Annotated in this window: 19 protein-coding genes and 1 tRNA gene; 8 read left to right on the top strand and 12 right to left on the bottom strand. The window is 60.5% G+C overall.

The window, feature by feature from the left end:
* The coding region (locus IE091_RS18445; protein WP_229800826.1) for a hypothetical protein at positions 1-255 on the top strand (255 nt) is incomplete at its 5' end.
* Positions 256-289: 34 nt separating this feature from the next.
* Complete coding sequence (locus tag IE091_RS12565; protein ID WP_189463774.1) at positions 290-478, top strand: hypothetical protein; 189 nt, start codon at positions 290-292, stop codon at positions 476-478.
* 128 nt (positions 479-606) lie between these two features.
* On the opposite strand, the gene IE091_RS12560 is transcribed toward IE091_RS12565, so the two are convergent.
* Complete coding sequence (locus IE091_RS12560; RefSeq protein ID WP_189463773.1) at positions 607-1458, bottom strand: Tim44 domain-containing protein; 852 nt, start codon at positions 1456-1458, stop codon at positions 607-609.
* Between the two features lie 142 nt (positions 1459-1600).
* Between IE091_RS12560 and IE091_RS12555 the strand changes: the two genes are divergently transcribed.
* Positions 1601-2176, top strand: a complete 576-nt coding sequence (locus IE091_RS12555; RefSeq protein ID WP_144984764.1) for an isochorismatase family protein — start codon at positions 1601-1603, stop codon at positions 2174-2176.
* On the opposite strand, the gene yaaA is transcribed toward IE091_RS12555, so the two are convergent.
* Together yaaA and IE091_RS12545 are read right to left on the bottom strand one after the other, a co-directional pair.
* Positions 2173-2958: a peroxide stress protein YaaA gene (yaaA, locus tag IE091_RS12550; protein WP_189463772.1), complete on the bottom strand. Its 786-nt coding sequence runs from the start codon at positions 2956-2958 to the stop codon at positions 2173-2175. The two genes, IE091_RS12555 and yaaA, sit on opposite strands and share 4 nt — an antisense overlap.
* A 148-nt stretch (positions 2959-3106) precedes the next feature.
* Positions 3107-4138, bottom strand: a complete 1032-nt coding sequence (locus IE091_RS12545; protein ID WP_144984761.1) for an NADP(H)-dependent aldo-keto reductase — start codon at positions 4136-4138, stop codon at positions 3107-3109.
* Between the two features lie 249 nt (positions 4139-4387).
* On the opposite strand from IE091_RS12545, the gene IE091_RS12540 reads away from it, so the two are divergent.
* The gene (locus IE091_RS12540) at positions 4388-4885 is read left to right on the top strand and encodes a tetratricopeptide repeat protein (RefSeq protein ID WP_039183448.1); all 498 of its coding nucleotides are present in this window, start codon (positions 4388-4390) and stop codon (positions 4883-4885) included.
* A gap of 50 nt (positions 4886-4935) precedes the next feature.
* Positions 4936-5445 carry a hypothetical protein gene (locus IE091_RS12535; protein WP_039183447.1) on the top strand — a complete coding sequence of 170 codons (510 nt, stop codon included), beginning with the start codon at positions 4936-4938 and terminating at the stop codon, positions 5443-5445.
* On the opposite strand, the gene IE091_RS12530 is transcribed toward IE091_RS12535, so the two are convergent.
* The 5 genes from IE091_RS12530 to IE091_RS12510 form a co-directional block, all read right to left on the bottom strand.
* Positions 5446-5991 (bottom strand): LOG family protein, encoded by a 546-nt coding sequence (locus tag IE091_RS12530; protein WP_039183446.1) that lies wholly within the window; start codon positions 5989-5991, stop codon positions 5446-5448.
* A gap of 50 nt (positions 5992-6041) precedes the next feature.
* Positions 6042-6563: a DUF501 domain-containing protein gene (locus tag IE091_RS12525; RefSeq protein ID WP_144984755.1), complete on the bottom strand. Its 522-nt coding sequence runs from the start codon at positions 6561-6563 to the stop codon at positions 6042-6044.
* 12 nt (positions 6564-6575) lie between these two features.
* Positions 6576-6878: a hypothetical protein gene (locus IE091_RS12520; protein ID WP_016915962.1), complete on the bottom strand. Its 303-nt coding sequence runs from the start codon at positions 6876-6878 to the stop codon at positions 6576-6578.
* 39 nt (positions 6879-6917) lie between these two features.
* Positions 6918-7325 (bottom strand): acyl-CoA thioesterase, encoded by a 408-nt coding sequence (locus IE091_RS12515; RefSeq protein WP_039183441.1) that lies wholly within the window; start codon positions 7323-7325, stop codon positions 6918-6920.
* A gap of 64 nt (positions 7326-7389) precedes the next feature.
* A complete protein-coding gene (locus IE091_RS12510) occupies positions 7390-8196 on the bottom strand; it encodes a hypothetical protein (RefSeq protein WP_096921557.1) in 807 nt (268 codons plus the stop codon).
* A 66-nt stretch (positions 8197-8262) separates the two neighbouring features.
* Here IE091_RS12510 and IE091_RS12505 point away from each other — a divergent pair, with 66 nt between their 5' ends.
* Positions 8263-8622 (top strand): hypothetical protein, encoded by a 360-nt coding sequence (locus IE091_RS12505; RefSeq protein WP_039183435.1) that lies wholly within the window; start codon positions 8263-8265, stop codon positions 8620-8622.
* Between the two features lie 19 nt (positions 8623-8641).
* Here the strand turns inward: IE091_RS12505 and IE091_RS12500 are convergent, their stop codons facing one another.
* Positions 8642-9073, bottom strand: a complete 432-nt coding sequence (locus IE091_RS12500) for a hypothetical protein (protein ID WP_189463771.1) — start codon at positions 9071-9073, stop codon at positions 8642-8644.
* Positions 9074-9111: 38 nt separating this feature from the next.
* Here IE091_RS12500 and IE091_RS12495 point away from each other — a divergent pair, with 38 nt between their 5' ends.
* Entirely contained in the window at positions 9112-10275 is a 1164-nt protein-coding gene (locus IE091_RS12495) for a MalY/PatB family protein (protein ID WP_189463770.1), read from the top strand.
* Between the two features lie 23 nt (positions 10276-10298).
* Here the strand turns inward: IE091_RS12495 and IE091_RS12490 are convergent, their stop codons facing one another.
* A complete protein-coding gene (locus IE091_RS12490; RefSeq protein ID WP_081193835.1) occupies positions 10299-11243 on the bottom strand; it encodes a tetratricopeptide repeat protein in 945 nt (314 codons plus the stop codon).
* A 153-nt stretch (positions 11244-11396) separates the two neighbouring features.
* Positions 11397-11473 (bottom strand) — tRNA-Met (locus tag IE091_RS12485).
* Positions 11474-11749: 276 nt separating this feature from the next.
* On the opposite strand from IE091_RS12485, the gene phbB reads away from it, so the two are divergent.
* On the top strand, positions 11750-12496 hold the full coding sequence (gene phbB, locus IE091_RS12480; RefSeq protein ID WP_039183428.1) for an acetoacetyl-CoA reductase: 747 nt from the start codon (positions 11750-11752) through the stop codon (positions 12494-12496).
* A 99-nt stretch (positions 12497-12595) separates the two neighbouring features.
* Here the strand turns inward: phbB and IE091_RS12475 are convergent, their stop codons facing one another.
* The gene (locus IE091_RS12475; protein ID WP_189463769.1) at positions 12596-15409 is read right to left on the bottom strand and encodes a DUF349 domain-containing protein; all 2814 of its coding nucleotides are present in this window, start codon (positions 15407-15409) and stop codon (positions 12596-12598) included.
* Positions 15410-15497 lie beyond the last annotated feature (88 nt).

The raw sequence follows: 15497 nt of genomic DNA, 5'->3' as shown, positions 1-15497 counted from the left end.
TCATCGTCAGGCACTTATATCGTAGAAAGCCCCGAGCACACCGTGTTCGGGGCTTTTTGCTGTGCGTTGCATATCTCAGGTGCTGAATACGCCGTATCGCTGATCAATGTATCGCTGATCAATGTATCGCTGATCAATGTATCGCAGATCAATGCACGATATTTGCTCAAAGCTGGCTGGCTTAACATAATTTATAACAACTCCTTACCCTTCTCATCTGGTGTACAACCCTGTGCTCTTTTAGGATATGACTGAACGATCTGGAGTTATGGCTCAGGAGGAGAACTACATGAATACGACGATCATCAAGAGGCTGGTGACTGCGCTTTTCATTGCGCTGATGGTAGGTGGTCTGGCGGCCTGTGATAATCAGGGCCCCGCCGAGGAGGCTGGCGAAAGCATTGATAACAGCATCGAAAGCGCCGGTGAAAGCCTGGAAGAGATGGGCGAGAGCATCGAAGAGTCTGCCGAAAACTAAATTTGAAAAACCAAATCTGAAAAACTAAGCAATGCATTACCCGCTATCCGAACATGACGGGTCAAGCATAAAAAAACAGCCGCTGAATCAGCGGCTGTTTTGCGTTGCAGCGGTCAATGACCAGCGTATCAGGCCCCCGGATTCTGCTCGATGCCTTGCAGGTACCAGGGAGCCTGGTCACGCATGGCGCGTGTGAGGTGCCAGGTTTCGTTGAACTCGGTCTGTTCGCCGTTCTCTTCCAGTAGGCCATGGAAGATGACCGTGGCTTCGGCAACGCCGTCGTACTCATTGATATCGCCAAGCTCGGCGAACAGGCGCACGACCTCCGTGCGGTTGTTGGCAGGCTCCTGCGCGCGCTCTTCGCGCAGCAGGTTGTAGAGCTCGGGGGTCACGTACTCCTGAATCTGGCTGAAGTCGTTATTGTCCCAGGCGCGCTGCAGCGTCATGAAGTGCTCCTTGGCGCCGCCGAGAAAGCGCTCTTTGTCGAACCAGTCAGGCGTGCTTTGCAGGCCGCTGGCTAAACTGCCGGGAGCCGCAGACGAAGAGAAGCTGGTGGGAGCGGGGGCAGCGTTATCATGCTGCTCGCGCTGGTAACCCGCTTGCGTGGCAGGACGACGTTGGCGCATGAAGGCGCGGAACGCAAAGATGGCGAGCGCCGCAACACCTACCATGACCAGCAGGTCCATCATGCGCAGCTCATCGAAGGCACCGCCAAAGAACAGCGCTGCCAGCAAGCCACCGGCCAGCAAGCCGCCCATCATGCCTCCCATACCGCCACGGCGTGCTGCGGCAGCGCCTGCCTGGCCCTGCTGGGCAGGCTGTGCCTGTTGCTGTGCGGGCGTGCTGGCAGGGCGGTCCGCCGAGCGAGACATGCTGCCCACGTTACCACCGCCGCCCATGCGTCGTGCTTCGGCATGCTCGATGGCAGCACTCATACCCATCACGCTGACCAGCAGCATGACAAAAAACTGTCGTAACATTGAGGTTTCTCCCTTCAGGATGCAGAAAACGGAAGGCGCTGGGAACCCAGCTCCCAATCCATAAGCGATGGCCAGTGTACCGTGTAACGTCCTGTCTGGGTTATGCTGACACTCACTATAAAGACAAAAGTAGGGTGAAAAAGTGCGTATTCAAAAGACAGATAGTCTGCTGCTGCTGATCGATTTCCAGGCCGGATTGCTGCCCGTCATCGAGGGTGGCGAGCTGGCCATTCGCGAAGCGGCCTGGCTGGCTGGAGTAGCCGAGATGCTGCAGGTGCCACGCTGGCTGACCGAACAGTACCCGGAGCGTTTAGGCGGCACGGAGGCGGGGCTGGTAAAGGCCGTGGGCACACATGAACGATGGCAAAAAACGCATTTCAGCGCCATGGAAGAGCCAGATTTTGCACAGGCCCTCAAAGCGCTGGGGCGACATCAAATCGTCGTGTGTGGCACGGAAGCCCATATTTGCGTACTGCAAAGTGTGTTGGGCCTGCGAGAGGCGGGCTACGAGGTGTTCTGGCTGAGCGAAGCAACGGCTAGCCGTCGCCGCGAAGAGGCGCAACTGGCCAAAGCGCGTGCCTGTGCGGCAGGCGCGGTGGCCGTCAGCGCCGACATGGTGGCGTATGAATGGCTGCACCGCTGTGATACCCCGCTTTTCAAGGAGGTGCACCAGCGATTCCTCAAACCGCGCTCACCTCAGCCGGTGACCTTTTTCTAGCGGTCCCGGTCGGCTTCCTTGCGTGTAAAGACCAGCGTATCGCCTTCCGATGCAGCCGAGTCGAAGCGATAACCTGCCACATCGAACGATGCCAGGGCATCGGGGTCGTTGATCTTTTGCTGGATGATCCACGCGCTCATCAAGCCACGGGCTTTCTTGGCATAGAAGCTGATGATCTTGAACGTACCGTTCTTTTCATCCTTGAACACTGGCGTAATGATGCGTGCATCCAGCTTCCGAGTGTCGATGGCCTTGAAGTATTCGTTCGAGGCCAGGTTGACCAGTACCCTGGAACCACTGTCTTCCATTGCCTGGTCGAGCGCGGGAGTCACTACAGGCTTCCAGTAGGCATAAAGGTCCTTGCCAGCATCGTTGGGCAGTTTGGTGCCCATTTCCAGACGGTAGGCCTGAATGAGATCCAGCGGGCGCAGCAAGCCGTAGAGACCTGAGAGGATACGCAGGTGCTGCTGCGCAAAGCGGTTGTCTGCCTCGCTGAAGGTCTCGGCCTGCAGGCCGGTATACACGTCCCCTTGAAATGCCTGAACGGCGGGCTTGGCGTTGTCGAGGGAGAAGGGGGGCTGCCATTCGGCAAAGCGCGCGGCATTGAGCCCGGCCAGCTTGTCGCTGATGCCCATCAAATCGCTCAGCTGTTGCGGTGAATAACCACGCAAGATATCGATCAGCGGCTGGCCATGCTCCAAGAAATCAGGCTGTGTCACCTGGTCGGTAGTGGATGGCGTTTCGAAATCCAGCGTTTTGGCCGGGGAAATGACGCTCAGCATGGCGGGCTCCTTTTGCCGTGACCAAGGTTAGGCCACTGCCCCACGTTAACGTGCGGGCAGTGACGAGAAATCGTGCAGCTATTATATCAAGCCTTGGGGTGTGCCAAGGCTATCGGGGTGATAGCGGCAGGGCTATCGGGCAGGGGCATCAGGGGCAGGGGTTTGGCATGCGGCGATGAATGTCATCGATGGCCGTGAGCACGTCCTCGTCCAGTTTGAGCCCTTCGCTGGCGAGGTTGCTTTCCAGCTGGTCCATGGTCGTCGCGCCGATGATGTTGCTGGTCAAGAAGCTGCGCGAGTTGACGAAGGCCAGCGCCATCTGCGCGGGGTCCAGGTCGTGCTCTCGGGCCAGGTCCACGTAAGCCTGTGTCGCCGCTTCCGCTTCGGGCGAGGTGTAGCGCTTGAAACGCTCATACAGCGTCAGGCGGCCCTTGGGAGGCTGGGCGCCGTTGAGGTATTTGCCTGACAGAACGCCAAAACCCAGCGGAGAATAGGCCAGCAGCCCGACATCTTCACGATGGGCGATTTCTGCCAGTCCGACCTCGAAGGAGCGGTTCAACAGGTTGTAGGGGTTCTGAATGGAGGCGACCCGGGGCAGGCCCAACTGCTCCGACAGATGCAGCATGCGCATGACGCCCCAGGGGGTCTCGTTGGAGAGACCTACGGCGCGAATTTTGCCTGCATCGACGAGTTCCTTCAGTGCCGACAGTGTTTCTTCGAGCGATGTGGTCTCTTCTTGGGCATCGTGCACATAGCCGAGCTTGCCAAAAAAGTTGGTGCTGCGCTCGGGCCAGTGCAGTTGATAAAGATCCACGTAGTCGGTCTGGAGCCGCTCGAGACTGGTGTCGATGGCCTGATGAAGGTGCTCCCGGCTCATCTTGGGCCCGCCGCGAATATGATCCAGGCCCGGGCCGGCTGCCTTGGTGGCGATGATCACGTCATCACGGGCGCCGCGCGCCTGCAGCCAGGTGCCAATGTAGCGTTCGGTGAGCCCCTGCGTCTCTGCCTTGGGGGGAACCGGATACATTTCCGCCGTGTCGATGAAGTTGATGCCAAACGCAACGGCGCGATCCAACTGTTCGTGAGCTTCGGCTTCGCTGTTTTGCTCGCCAAAGGTCATGGTGCCTAAACACAGACGACTGACGTCGATGCCCGTTCTACCCAAGGGGCGCGTTTGCATTGACTCTCTCCTTAATTGAGACGTGATGTGCTCGGGTGGCAAGGCGCTGAGAAGCGCCATATTCGACCACTGGCAGCCATGTTAACGAGGCGCTACAAAAGCAGCAAATCAATAGGGTTGAGTCGGCGCCAAGGCAAGCGTATGCTTGCCAGCCCATTGATCGGCCCAGCGCTGATTTATCGCGTGGTTAGCGGCTCCTGAACGGCGCTAGCCGAAGTTTTCCAAGCAAAAGAGGCAGGGTGGTTTGCCATGCCGCAAGTATCATCGCTGTTGACTCGGCTGGAGTTTCGCCTGGCCGAGCAGCTGTTTCACACGCGTTGGCTGTTGCCGCGCTCGCCGCGTACCCAACGGCTGACGATGCGTCTTTTCAAGCGTTGTGCGGAAGCGGGGCACCCCGATGCGCAGTCGCTGTACGGACACATGCTGTTTCACCGTAGCGTGTCGCCTCAGGATAAAGCGCGCGGGGCTCGCTATGTATTGGAAGCTGCCCAGGCGGGTGATGTAAAGTCGCAGTATCAGGTTGCGCATATCTACGAGCATGGCTGCGTGCAGTATCCGCGGCGCGAGGATTACGCGGTGACCTGGTATGCACGAGCGGCTCAAGCGGGCCATTATCTGGCGGCACAGCGTTTGGCACGTGCTTACAGCCGAGGTGAGCTAGGGCTGGTGGTGGACCAGGCTCAGGCAGCCTACTGGCTGCGCCTGGCTGAACAGCCTTTACTGGCAGGGCGCAGGGCTGCGGCGTGAGTGCGCTTGCAGCAGGTCGTTTGCCCGACGATAGACTGATGAGGAATGCAGTGTCCGAGACGCTACCAACAGTGCTGGATATTGAAGCGTCCGGATTTGGACGTGGCAGCTACCCGATCGAGGTTGGCATCGCGCGTGCCGACGGCAGCTGCTGCGCGTTTCTGATTCAGCCCCTCGAAGAGTGGACCCACTGGGATCCGAAGGCCGAACTGCTGCATGGTATTTCCCGTGATCGCTTGATCAAGGAGGGCTACCCGGTGCGCCAGGTGGCCCACTGGCTCAACGACGAGCTGCGCGGGCTTGGCAAGGCATACAGTGATAGCTGGGGCTACGACAATACCTGGCTGTCGCTGCTGTTCCATCATGCGGGCATGCTGCCTCGGTTTCGTCTGGAGGCGCTACGCATTCTGATGAGCGAAGAGCAGCAGGCAATCTGGAGTGCCACCAAGGAAGCCATCGTGGCCGAACGCAGTATCCATCGCCATCGGGCAGGCGAGGATGCGCGCCTGTTGCAACTGACGTATCAGCGCACCCTCGCCCAGCTGGTTCGCGCGTCCTGATTAGCGGAGCTGCGCTTCCAGCATGTCCAGCAAGTGAGCAGGCGTGGGCGCGTCCAGCAGCATGTCCCGCGTTGCCTGGGCCATGAATCCGTGGCCAACGGTGCCATCCAGGAAGGTCAGTAGCGGGGCATAGAAACCGTCGGTGTCCAGCAGGCCCATGGGCTTGTCATGGAGACCCAGATAGCCCCACGTCCATATCTCGAACAGCTCTTCAAACGTGCCAATGCCGCCGGGCAGGGCGATGAATGCATCGGCGTTGGCCGCCATGGTCGCCTTGCGTTCGTGCATGTTGGGTACGCGAATCAATTCGGTCAGCCCGAAGTGCGCCTGTTCGCGCTCCACCAGGTGGTCCGGCATGACGCCGATGACGTCACCGCCCGCAGCCAGGGCTGCATTGGCCAGCTCCCCCATCAGACCAACCCGTGCGCCACCATATACCAGGGTGTGGCCGCGCTGTGCCAGTGCGCTTCCCAGCGTATTCGCAGCGTGACGAAAGGCGGGGCTGCTGCCCTCGCGTGAACCGAGGTAGACACATATCCGTGACATGGTGACGAGTCCTTATCGTAAACGGGTAGGGGCGATATTTTGCTGCCGTATCAAGCCAGGCAGCGTTGCACGTCGTAATGCTCATCCATCCATTGGCCGATCACATTGTGGCCGCACAAGTGGTGTGCATACTGCGTGTGCAGGCAGCGTACCTGCTGCCAGTTGCTGATGCCGCCAACGCCACGCTCGGTGAGCACATCGGTATAGCCAAGCCGCGCGACTGCTTCCCGCTGGGCCTCGCTCATGAAATGCCAGCGTGCCGCCACGTAATCCTCATGGCTTTGTCGATAGGCGGCGAGAAACTCGGGTTCCTCCTGCAGGCGCTGCTCCAGCGACTTGATGACGCCCACGGCCTCGATACGCGAGATCTCGATCTTGAGCAGGTCCGAGCAGAGCCAGTACAGGGTAGGAAACGGTTTGTCGTCAACGATGGGGGCCATGCGCAACACGAGAGGGGTGCCATGCGCATCGGTGGCTGCAACGGCTTCGATACCGCGTGGGGCACGCCCGAGCTGCTGGGTGATAATCGCCAGTTGGCGTTCGTCGGGTGCTTGGTCGGTACGAATAACCATTGCTGAGGGGTCTCACTGTTGGTCGTCTTGGACGAATTTGGTCGAACGGCCTACGGCTCTGAAAAAGCAGCGGTTCAGCTGTTCCGGTGACGCCACGTAGCGCCATTTCTCTTCACAGTATTCCGCCGCACGGGCCATCAGGGCGTCGTAGAGCCGATTGAACGGGGCATCATAATCGTAGGGGTCTGCGCCAAACAAGCGGATGTGCGGGTAATCGGCAAAACGCTCCATGAAATAGCGCTCCAGGTCGGCCTCGACGGCGCGGTGCTGCGCCGTATTGTCGGGATCGATCCAGAGATTGTAGCGGATAGCCATAAGGACTCCTGATGCCCTGCCCTGGGTGGCCCAAGCGGATCAGGCTGTTGCGGGCTCGGCGACTAAATGGGTGGAAAGTGCCCGACGCAGCTCTCCTTCGAGGGGGACGGCACGCTTGGCATGATGGTCATAATGCACCATGACCGTGTGTCCCAGGTTCGTCAACGTTTCGCGCTGGCGTGCTTCCTGTGTCACGGTGAAGGAGCTGTTGCCCAGCCGAGTCAGGTAGGTACGTATTTCGATATCGTGGCCATAAAACAGTTCAGCACGATAATCGATTTCCATTCGGGCCATGATCAGCCGCCACTGGCGTGGGTTCAGGTCGGGGGTGAAAAGCTTGAACAGATCGTTGCGTGCCAGCTCGAACCAGGCGGGCAGGCGGGTATTGTTGATATGGCCCAGAGCGTCGGTGTCGTAAAAGGCAGGCTCGATGATACGTGTAAACATCGTTTTATCCTTGTTATGGAGGCGTCAAAACACCTTGTCAGCATTCACCCTAGCGAGCGCTTGGTCAAGCGCGACGTCGATGATACCAGGCAGTGAGCTGCATCCAGCCCAGCAGCCAGAGCGTCGCCACGGCAAACCCGGCCAGTGTGCCCCAGAAAAGCCCCAGCGTGTCATAGGTATAGGAAACGCACAGCGCATAGCACAGCAGTGAGCCCAAGCCCATGGGGTAGTGTTTGATGACCGTGGCCACCGGCGCATGGCCGTGATTCAAGTGCAGGATGAGCAAAAAAGGCAGCATGGTGACGGGGAAAGCCGCCAAGGTTCCCGCCCACTGAGGGGGCACCCAATGGGCAATCCGAGTGATGGTGAAGATGATGACGGTGGCCAGCGTGGCGCGTGCCAATAACGCTGACCAGGAAAACGCTCTGCCTGCCGAGCTTTTGACATCGGGCACCGTGCGAAATAGCCAGCTGAACAGCACGATGGCACACAGCGTGACCAGCGTACCAGTGACCCGCGTGAAGCTGAATTGTGCCAGCAGCGTACTGACGGCCAGCCAGGCAGCGAAACCGCCGAGTACGCCGCCGAGTACGCCCGGCATGCCGGGTCGGCGCCCCGCCACGATATAACCAGCCCCAAGGGCCATGGTGGCGGTAAAGCCCGCCAAGGTGTGAACGGCACTTTCGCTGGCAAAGGCGGGTGAGATTTCCAAACCGATGAAAAACAGCGCCAGTGCCGTGCCCAGCGGATAGCCCGAGAGCAGTCCAGCCACGCGTGGGCTGGCGCGAACGGCGACCGCCCCCAGCCCCAATACCATGCTGACTGACAACCCCAGTTTGGCCAGTTGCCAGGTGAGCGGAACTTCTATCATGCGGCGTTTTCCTTGCTTTATTATGTGATTTATTAGTGGTGTGACAAACGTACGAGGCTCCAGACCGTGACGCGGACGACCCCCTCAAAACAGCATGCGCTTTCACCGCCCCCCAAGCCGCCGTGCTGTGAGCTATGTCAGCGCGACACCGCATTGACCAAGCATCACCTGATCCCCCGCACGCTGCATGACAAGCCGCGTTACCAGAAGCGGCATAGCCGTGAAGAGCGGCTGACGGCGATCGTCTGGATCTGCCACCCCTGCCATAAGCATATCCATCGTCTCTATAGCGAGCGTGAATTGGCCGACCGCTTTGCCAGCCTGGAAGCGCTGCAGGCAGACCCGGAGATTCACGCCTTCGTGACGTGGCTGGCTACCAAACCTGCTGGTTTCAAGCCCAAATCGCCGGTGCGCAAGCGCCGCTGAGCCCGTTTTCAGCCAGAGCCTAAACCAGGCGCAGCCCCTGCTGGTCTTGCCAGGCCGCCTCCAGCGCTTGCTCGAGCGGCGCCTTGAGATGCTCGGGCAGTGCGGCATGGGCATCGTTCAGCGACAAGAAGTCACGGTTGCGCAGCCAGCAGTAGGCCCAGGCGCACGCCTCTTCTTCGCTTTGCGGCGCAGGGCGGGCAGGCATCTGGTTGAGCAGAAACACCGCCGTACGAGGCGCCCAGAGCGGTATTTCAGCGCTCTTCTCTAGGCTCCACTGCCGGAGTGTAGCGCCATTGGGGGTCGATTCCGGCGTGCCCAACTTCGCGACGCGAGCCGTTTCCGCCAGAATCAGCGCCAACTGGTCTCCATCGGCTCTGCCTAGCGACAGCCACTGATGCAGCAGCGCCGGGAGCCCCCTGCGCACCTTGGTATAAAAGTCATCTTGCGGCATGCTGCGTGACTACCTCGTAAACATAAGTGAGACCGATCATGGCATTCGATTTTGCCACGCCTGTTGAGCGACGCGCCCCTGCTGGAGGTTATGCATCCCAAAAATGGCACCGCTTTGGTGCCGACGTGTTGCCGCTGTGGGTGGCCGACATGGACTTTCGCTCGCCCCCTGCCGTGATAGACGCGCTGCGGGAACGGGTCGATCATGGCGTCTACGGGTACGGCGAAGTGCCCGCCAGTTTGCCCGATACTCTCTGCCAATGGAGCGCCCAGCACTATGGCTGGACGATTGAGCCGAGCTGGCAGCAGTGGCTGCCAGGCGTGGTGCCGGCGCTGCACTTTGCCGCCATGGCGCTGACCCAGCCAGGCGAAGGCATCTTGACGGTCGCCCCGATCTATCCCCCCTTCATGGCGGTGGCTGCCCGTACAGGGCGCGTGGCGCAGCAGGCGATGTTAGCCGAGCCCGCCGCCCCTGGCGAGCCCTGGACGCTGGATATTGCCGCGCTGGAAGCGGCCATTACCCCACAAACGCGGCTGCTGCTATGGTGCCATCCCCACAACCCAACGGGGCGCGTCTGGTCCACAGAGGAACTGACGGCCCTGGCAGCGTTGGTGGAGCGCCATGACCTGTGGGTGGTCTCGGATGAACTGCACTGTGACCTGCTATTGGGAGAGGGCGACAAGCATCGCCCGTTGGCGGCCAGGTTTCCCACCCTGGCCAAGCGCACCATCACGCTGTGGGCACCGTCCAAAACCTTCAACCTGGCCGGGTTGACCAGCGCCTGTGCCGTCATCGCCGATGCCGAACTGAGAGAGCGCTTTGCCACGGCCACCAAAGGGTTCTTGCCCGATGGCAATGTGCTGGGACTGGTGGCTGCCGAGGCTGCCTACCGTGACGGGGAGCCGTGGCGGCAGGCGTTGCTGGAGGTGCTACGCAGCCATCGGGCAACGCTGGAAGCACGCGTGGCCACGTGGCCCGGTGTCTCGCTGAGCGCGCCAGAGTCCACCTATCTGGCGTGGCTGGATATGCGTGAGGCGGGTCTGGAGGCGTCTCCCTCTCAGGTGCTGTTGGAGCAGGCAAGCGTCGCGTTGTCGGACGGTGCCGCGTTTGGCTGCCCGGGGTTCGTGCGGCTCAATTTTGGAACCACCGCTTCCCAGCTGGAAGCGGCGTTATCGCGGATGGATACGCTATTAAAAGCGTGATGCGCTGTGCCGACTGTGCAGCATCAATAAAGCAGGGCAAACAGCTTGCGGCGGTAGGTGACCGTCAACGGGTGGTCGGCTCCCAGCGCATCGAACACCTGCAGTAGCGTTTTGCGGGCCGCGTCGTCGTTATAGGCGCGGTCCTGCTTCATCAGCGCCAGCAGGGCTTCCAGGCCTGCGTCGTACTGGCCATCGGCCACCTGGCGCAGCGCCCGCTGGTATTGAGCTTCGCTATCCGTGCGCTCGCCCAGTGCAGCGATCTCTTCGGCAGGTAGCGCCTGTTCGCTGAACTCGATGCTGGCGCGCACGCCGCGCGCGGGCGCGGCATCGCGCTCTTCGGGGGGCAGATTGTCCAACACACTGCGCGCTTCTTCACCACGGCCTTCGGCGACCAGCGCTTTGGCCAAACCCACCTGATACGCGTAGTGCTCGGGATATTGGCCCATCAGCGTTTGGTAGATCTCCCGTGCGCCAGCGGCGTCGCCAGCCCCCAAGGCTTCCTCTGCCTGCTCTTCGGGGCTGAGCGGTGCGTCACCGGGAGCAGGGAAGTAGCGATTGAGCCACTCGCGGACTTCTTTCTCTGGCAACGCCCCCTGGAAGCTATCCACCAGGCCACCCTGGCTCACCAGTTTGACGTCTGGCACCGAACGCACGCCAAGCTGGCTGGCAATTTCCGGGTTGGCTTCCACGTCCAGCGTGGCCAGCAGAAACGCCCCGGCATACTCGACGGCCAGCTTCTCGAGCACCGGCATCAGGTTTTTGCACGGCTCGCACCAGGGAGCCCAGCAATCCAGGAGTACCGGTACCTGCATGGACGCTTCCAGCACCTGCTGAATATTGCCTGCGTTCAGTTCGATGATGACCTCTTCGCGAGTAACGGAGGGGCGCTCGCCCTGTGCAGCAGCACTCTGGCTGGTCGCGGGGTCGGCCGTCAAAGGGTTGCCGGTGCGTGGATCGATAATCGACATGGGTAAACTCTGCATCGCGTGAAAAAGGGATTACCCTTGGATATGCAGGCGTGAGGCGGAGGATTCAAGCAATGTGTTGGAAATAAAACGTTGGCTGCATAAGTGATGCGCACAAAAAAGCCGATCCTCTAAAGAATCGGCTTTTTCTATGTTTGGTAGCGGGGACCGGATTTGAACCGATGACCTTCGGGTTATGAGCCCGACGAGCTACCAGACTGCTCCACCCCGCATCAACGTGTGGCGTATTCTACGCATTTTTATCGCTAAGTCAACCCCTTCGATAAAACGCTTTTATGCTGGCGGTCATGGTCATCGTGCTGCAACATGGCCAGAGTATAGCTATGCTTTCAATAGGCATAATAAAAAGCATGCTGTCAGCAGGCCGTCTCTACATTCACGCGGCGTGCTGTAAGTGAAAAAAGCGTGAAGGCGCTTATTCAAAGTGGCTTGCGACGCCATAACAGTGCTTACAGTCCAAGCCATTTGTCATATCAGGGAGGTAGTCAATGGCCAATCAAGCCCCCGTCGCCTGGGTAACTGGTGGAACTGGTGGAATCGGAACGGCAATCTGCCGCGCGTTGGCAGATGCGGGTTATTTGGTAGTGGCGGGGTATCACAACCCTGACAAGGCCAAGACGTGGCTGGAAGCGCAGCAGGCCGATGGCTATGACAATATTGCATTGTCCGGTGTGGATTTGTCCGACCACAATGCCTGTGTCGAAGGTGCCCGCGAGATCCACGAAAAGCATGGGCCCATCAGTGTGCTGGTCAATTGTGCCGGTATCACTCGCGATGGCACCATGAAAAAGATGTCCTACGAACAGTGGTATCAAGTCATTGATACCAACCTCAATACGGTATTCAACACGTGTCGCAGCGTGATCGAGATGATGCTGGAGAATGGCTACGGCCGGATCATCAACATCTCTTCCATCAACGGACGTAAAGGCCAGTTTGGCCAGGTGAACTATGCGGCGGCCAAGGCCGGTATGCATGGTTTGACCATGTCGCTGGCGCAGGAAACGGCCACCAAGGGGATTACGGTCAATACCGTGTCGCCGGGCTATATCGCCACCGATATGATCATGAAGATCCCCGAGTCGGTGCGCGAGGCGATCCGCGAAACCATTCCGGTGAAGCGCTACGGCACACCTGAAGAGATTGGTCGCCTGGTGACGTTCCTGGCGGACAAGGAGTCAGGGTTCATTACCGGTGCCAATATCGACATCAACGGCGGTCAGTTCATGGGTTAAGCCCTGCTGCCAAGCGCGGCGCTTCACAAGAGCGACGTGGAAAACGGGAGGCCATGCGCCTCCCGTTTGCATGCGTGCCGAACGACGTGTTCGGTTAGCTCAAGGCTGAGGCGGTCTGGCCAGCCGCTGCAGCATGCGGTCGATTTCAGACGCTTCTTTTTGCCACAACGGGCTGGGTAACGGCCCCAGGGCGAGCAGTTCGGCCAAGACGTCATTCAGCTCATCGACGGGGCTGCGCGTTTGATGGATACCGCTGTTGAGCCGCTCGACCTGAATGGCCAGGCGCAGCGGCTCGTCACGTTGATTGACGGTTCCCAGCGCCAGCAACGAAAGATGCACCCTCAGGCGGGCCAGTGGCTCTTCCAGAGCGTTATCCTGCGCGGGCGTGCCGGCGGCAAGCAGTGCTTGTCGCGCCTGATTGCGCTGTTGATGAGCGTGTGCAAAGGTCTCGGGTAGCGGCCTGTCCTGCACGTCGGGCACCTCGACGTCAGCAGCAGGCCCGCCTTGCAACGCTTGCTGGTCGGCCTGCAGGTGTGCATGGACGAGTGGCATCAGCGCTTGCCATTGATGCACGGCCTCGGTCATGGCCAGCCGGTTCAGACGCTCGCGTTTGGCGCGCACGATGCCACCCAAACGGCGCTGCATGCCCTCGCTGCGCCGATGCCTGGGCAGGGGTTCCCACTGTTCGATACGAGAGAGATACTCCTCGAGGGTGCGGGTATCGCTGGCGCGGGTGGGCTGCCAGCTTTCCATTTCATCGATGATCTCCTGCAACTGGTCCAGGGACTGCTGTTGTCGCGTGGCTTGGGCCTGCTTGCGTGCTTCCCGCTGTGCAAACAGCTGGTCGCAGGCGCTGCGGAAGGCTTTCCAGAGGGCCTGTTCCTCACCTTTTGGCGCACGTCCCAGGGTTCGCCACTGCTGTTGCAGCTGTTTGGTGCGCGCAATGCGCGCTTCCAGCGGCTGGGCGTCATCGCTTTGCAGAGCATTGACCTGTTCGATCAGATCGCGCTTTTGGTTGGCAATCTGCTCCGCACGCTGATCGATCAAGGCCTGGAGGCGATGGCGAATGGCGCCAAATCGTCGGCCAATCGCTTCGCCATGCTCGCGTGGCACGGGGGAGTAGTGGCGCCACTGAAGACGTGCCTTGTCACGAATTTCTCGTAGCGCGTCCGGGTCGGCATCCTCGGCCGGCTGGGCCAACAGGGTTTCGAGCTGTTCGCAGAGCGCTTCACGGCCACGCAGATTGGCGTCGCGCTCGGCGTCGAGCTGAGCGCGCCAAGGGGCTAGGCGCTCGTGAATCCGGTCGGAGGCGTGGCGAAAGCGTGAGGATTGCTCGCGATTGGCGGCGGCATCTCCCAGCGCTTTCCACTCCTTGACCAGTTGACGGTGATGGCGGTCCAGTGCCGCTTCGGCCATGTGCTGGTCATCGGCCAGGGCCTCGATGCTGGCGCACAGCTGTTCACGTTTGGGGCCTGCCACGAAGCCGCGCCAGTCCCGCAGTTCGGCCAGTCGGGCGCCTAGCTGCTTGAGTCGGCGCTTGAGGGGCTGGGCCTCGTCGCCGGACAGCGCTTCTATCAGAGGCTTGAGACGCTGGTGCTGGCGGCTAGCGCTTTTGAACGAGCCGCGCTCCAGCAGATGCTCGAAGCTGTCCAGGTCGGCTGCCAGGGCCTCGAGCGAGGGCCCCGCGGGTGGTGAGGCGCTGGTCTTGGGCGTATGTGCCAGCTGTTTTTGCGCCTGGATCAGCAGGGCGGGAGGCGTCAAGGTGGCAGGCCAGTCGCACTGGGTCATCAGTGCGCGGAGCGCCGTGGTGTCATGCTGGACCACCGCTTGTTCCAGTGCACTGCGTACCGACAGCCAGCGCTGCCAGGCCTCCAGGCAGTGTTCGTATTGTTGCAGCACATGGAAATAGCGCTGCTGGGCAGTCTCGTGAGGGGCGTGTTGATCGGAGAGCGCTTGCCAACGCTGGTCCAGCAGCTGTCGCTGGGCGCGCAGGCTATCGATATCCTGAGCCGTCAGGTCGGTGCCGTGGGTCAGGCCTTCCAGCGTTTCTTCGAGCCCGCTCAACAGCTGATCGCGGGTGTTCTCTACTTCGGCTCTTCTTGCCAGGCTTTGCTGGCGTGCCTGCTCCTGTGCTTCATGGTCTTGCAGCGTTTTGCGGCAACCCAGTACGGCCTGCTGGAAGCGTTGCTCCTGTTCGGCAGTGGCCGGGTGATCCAACTGACGCCATTCCCGCTCGAGGTGGCGAAAGCGACCGCCATAGAGTGGTTCCCAGGGCGCGTGAGCGTGCTTTTCCATTTGCGTCAGGAGGTGTTCGCGTTGAGCCAACTGATCGGCCAGCCATTCGGCATCGTCGCGACGCTGGGTGAGCTTTTCCTTGGCCAGCCGCACCACTTGTCGGTCGCGCCGGGCTTCTTTCAACAAGCGCTTGAGGTTGTCTTCTCCGGTGATGCGCTCGGCTGCCTGCTGGCGAACGACCGCCACGCTGTTATGACAGGCGTGCTCCACCAGGGCCTGCTCATCGGTAATCCGCTCCAGGGCGGCCAGGCGCAGGCTCAGGTTGTCGCCTTGGCCAGCCAACGAGTTCAACACTCGTGGGTCGCTCAGCTCGGCCACCAGGGTTTGGCGCGTGGCGAGGTCGGTGCGGCCCTCGGCCCCGGCAAGTCGCTGGCAAAGCGCATTGAACCACGCCTCATTAGCGGCTTGCCCGGAGTAGCCTGCCATCAAGCCTTTCAGGTCATCCAGCGCCAGCAAAGCGGCCAGTGCGACGTCGGCGTTGTCGTCCCGGGCGAGCGTGACAAGCGCGGTGCGCTGCTCAGGATGCTGCGGGTCCAGCGTGTGAAGTGCCTTGAGACGCACCTCGGGATCGGGGTGTTGCCACCGAGGAGCGAACAGGCGTCGTAACAGTCCGTGCATGGATCATCCTGCCAAGAGGTGCGTAACATGAAAAAAATCAGCCATCGATGAGTAGGCGGTTGCAGTCATCGTCGCTGTCGCTTAGCTT

Source organism: Vreelandella hamiltonii (assembly GCF_014651775.1).
In the GTDB taxonomy this organism is placed as follows: domain Bacteria; phylum Pseudomonadota; class Gammaproteobacteria; order Pseudomonadales; family Halomonadaceae; genus Vreelandella; species Vreelandella hamiltonii.
The sequence above is the reverse complement of the archived record's forward strand: the minus strand, read 5'-3'. Positions and strand labels throughout refer to the sequence as shown.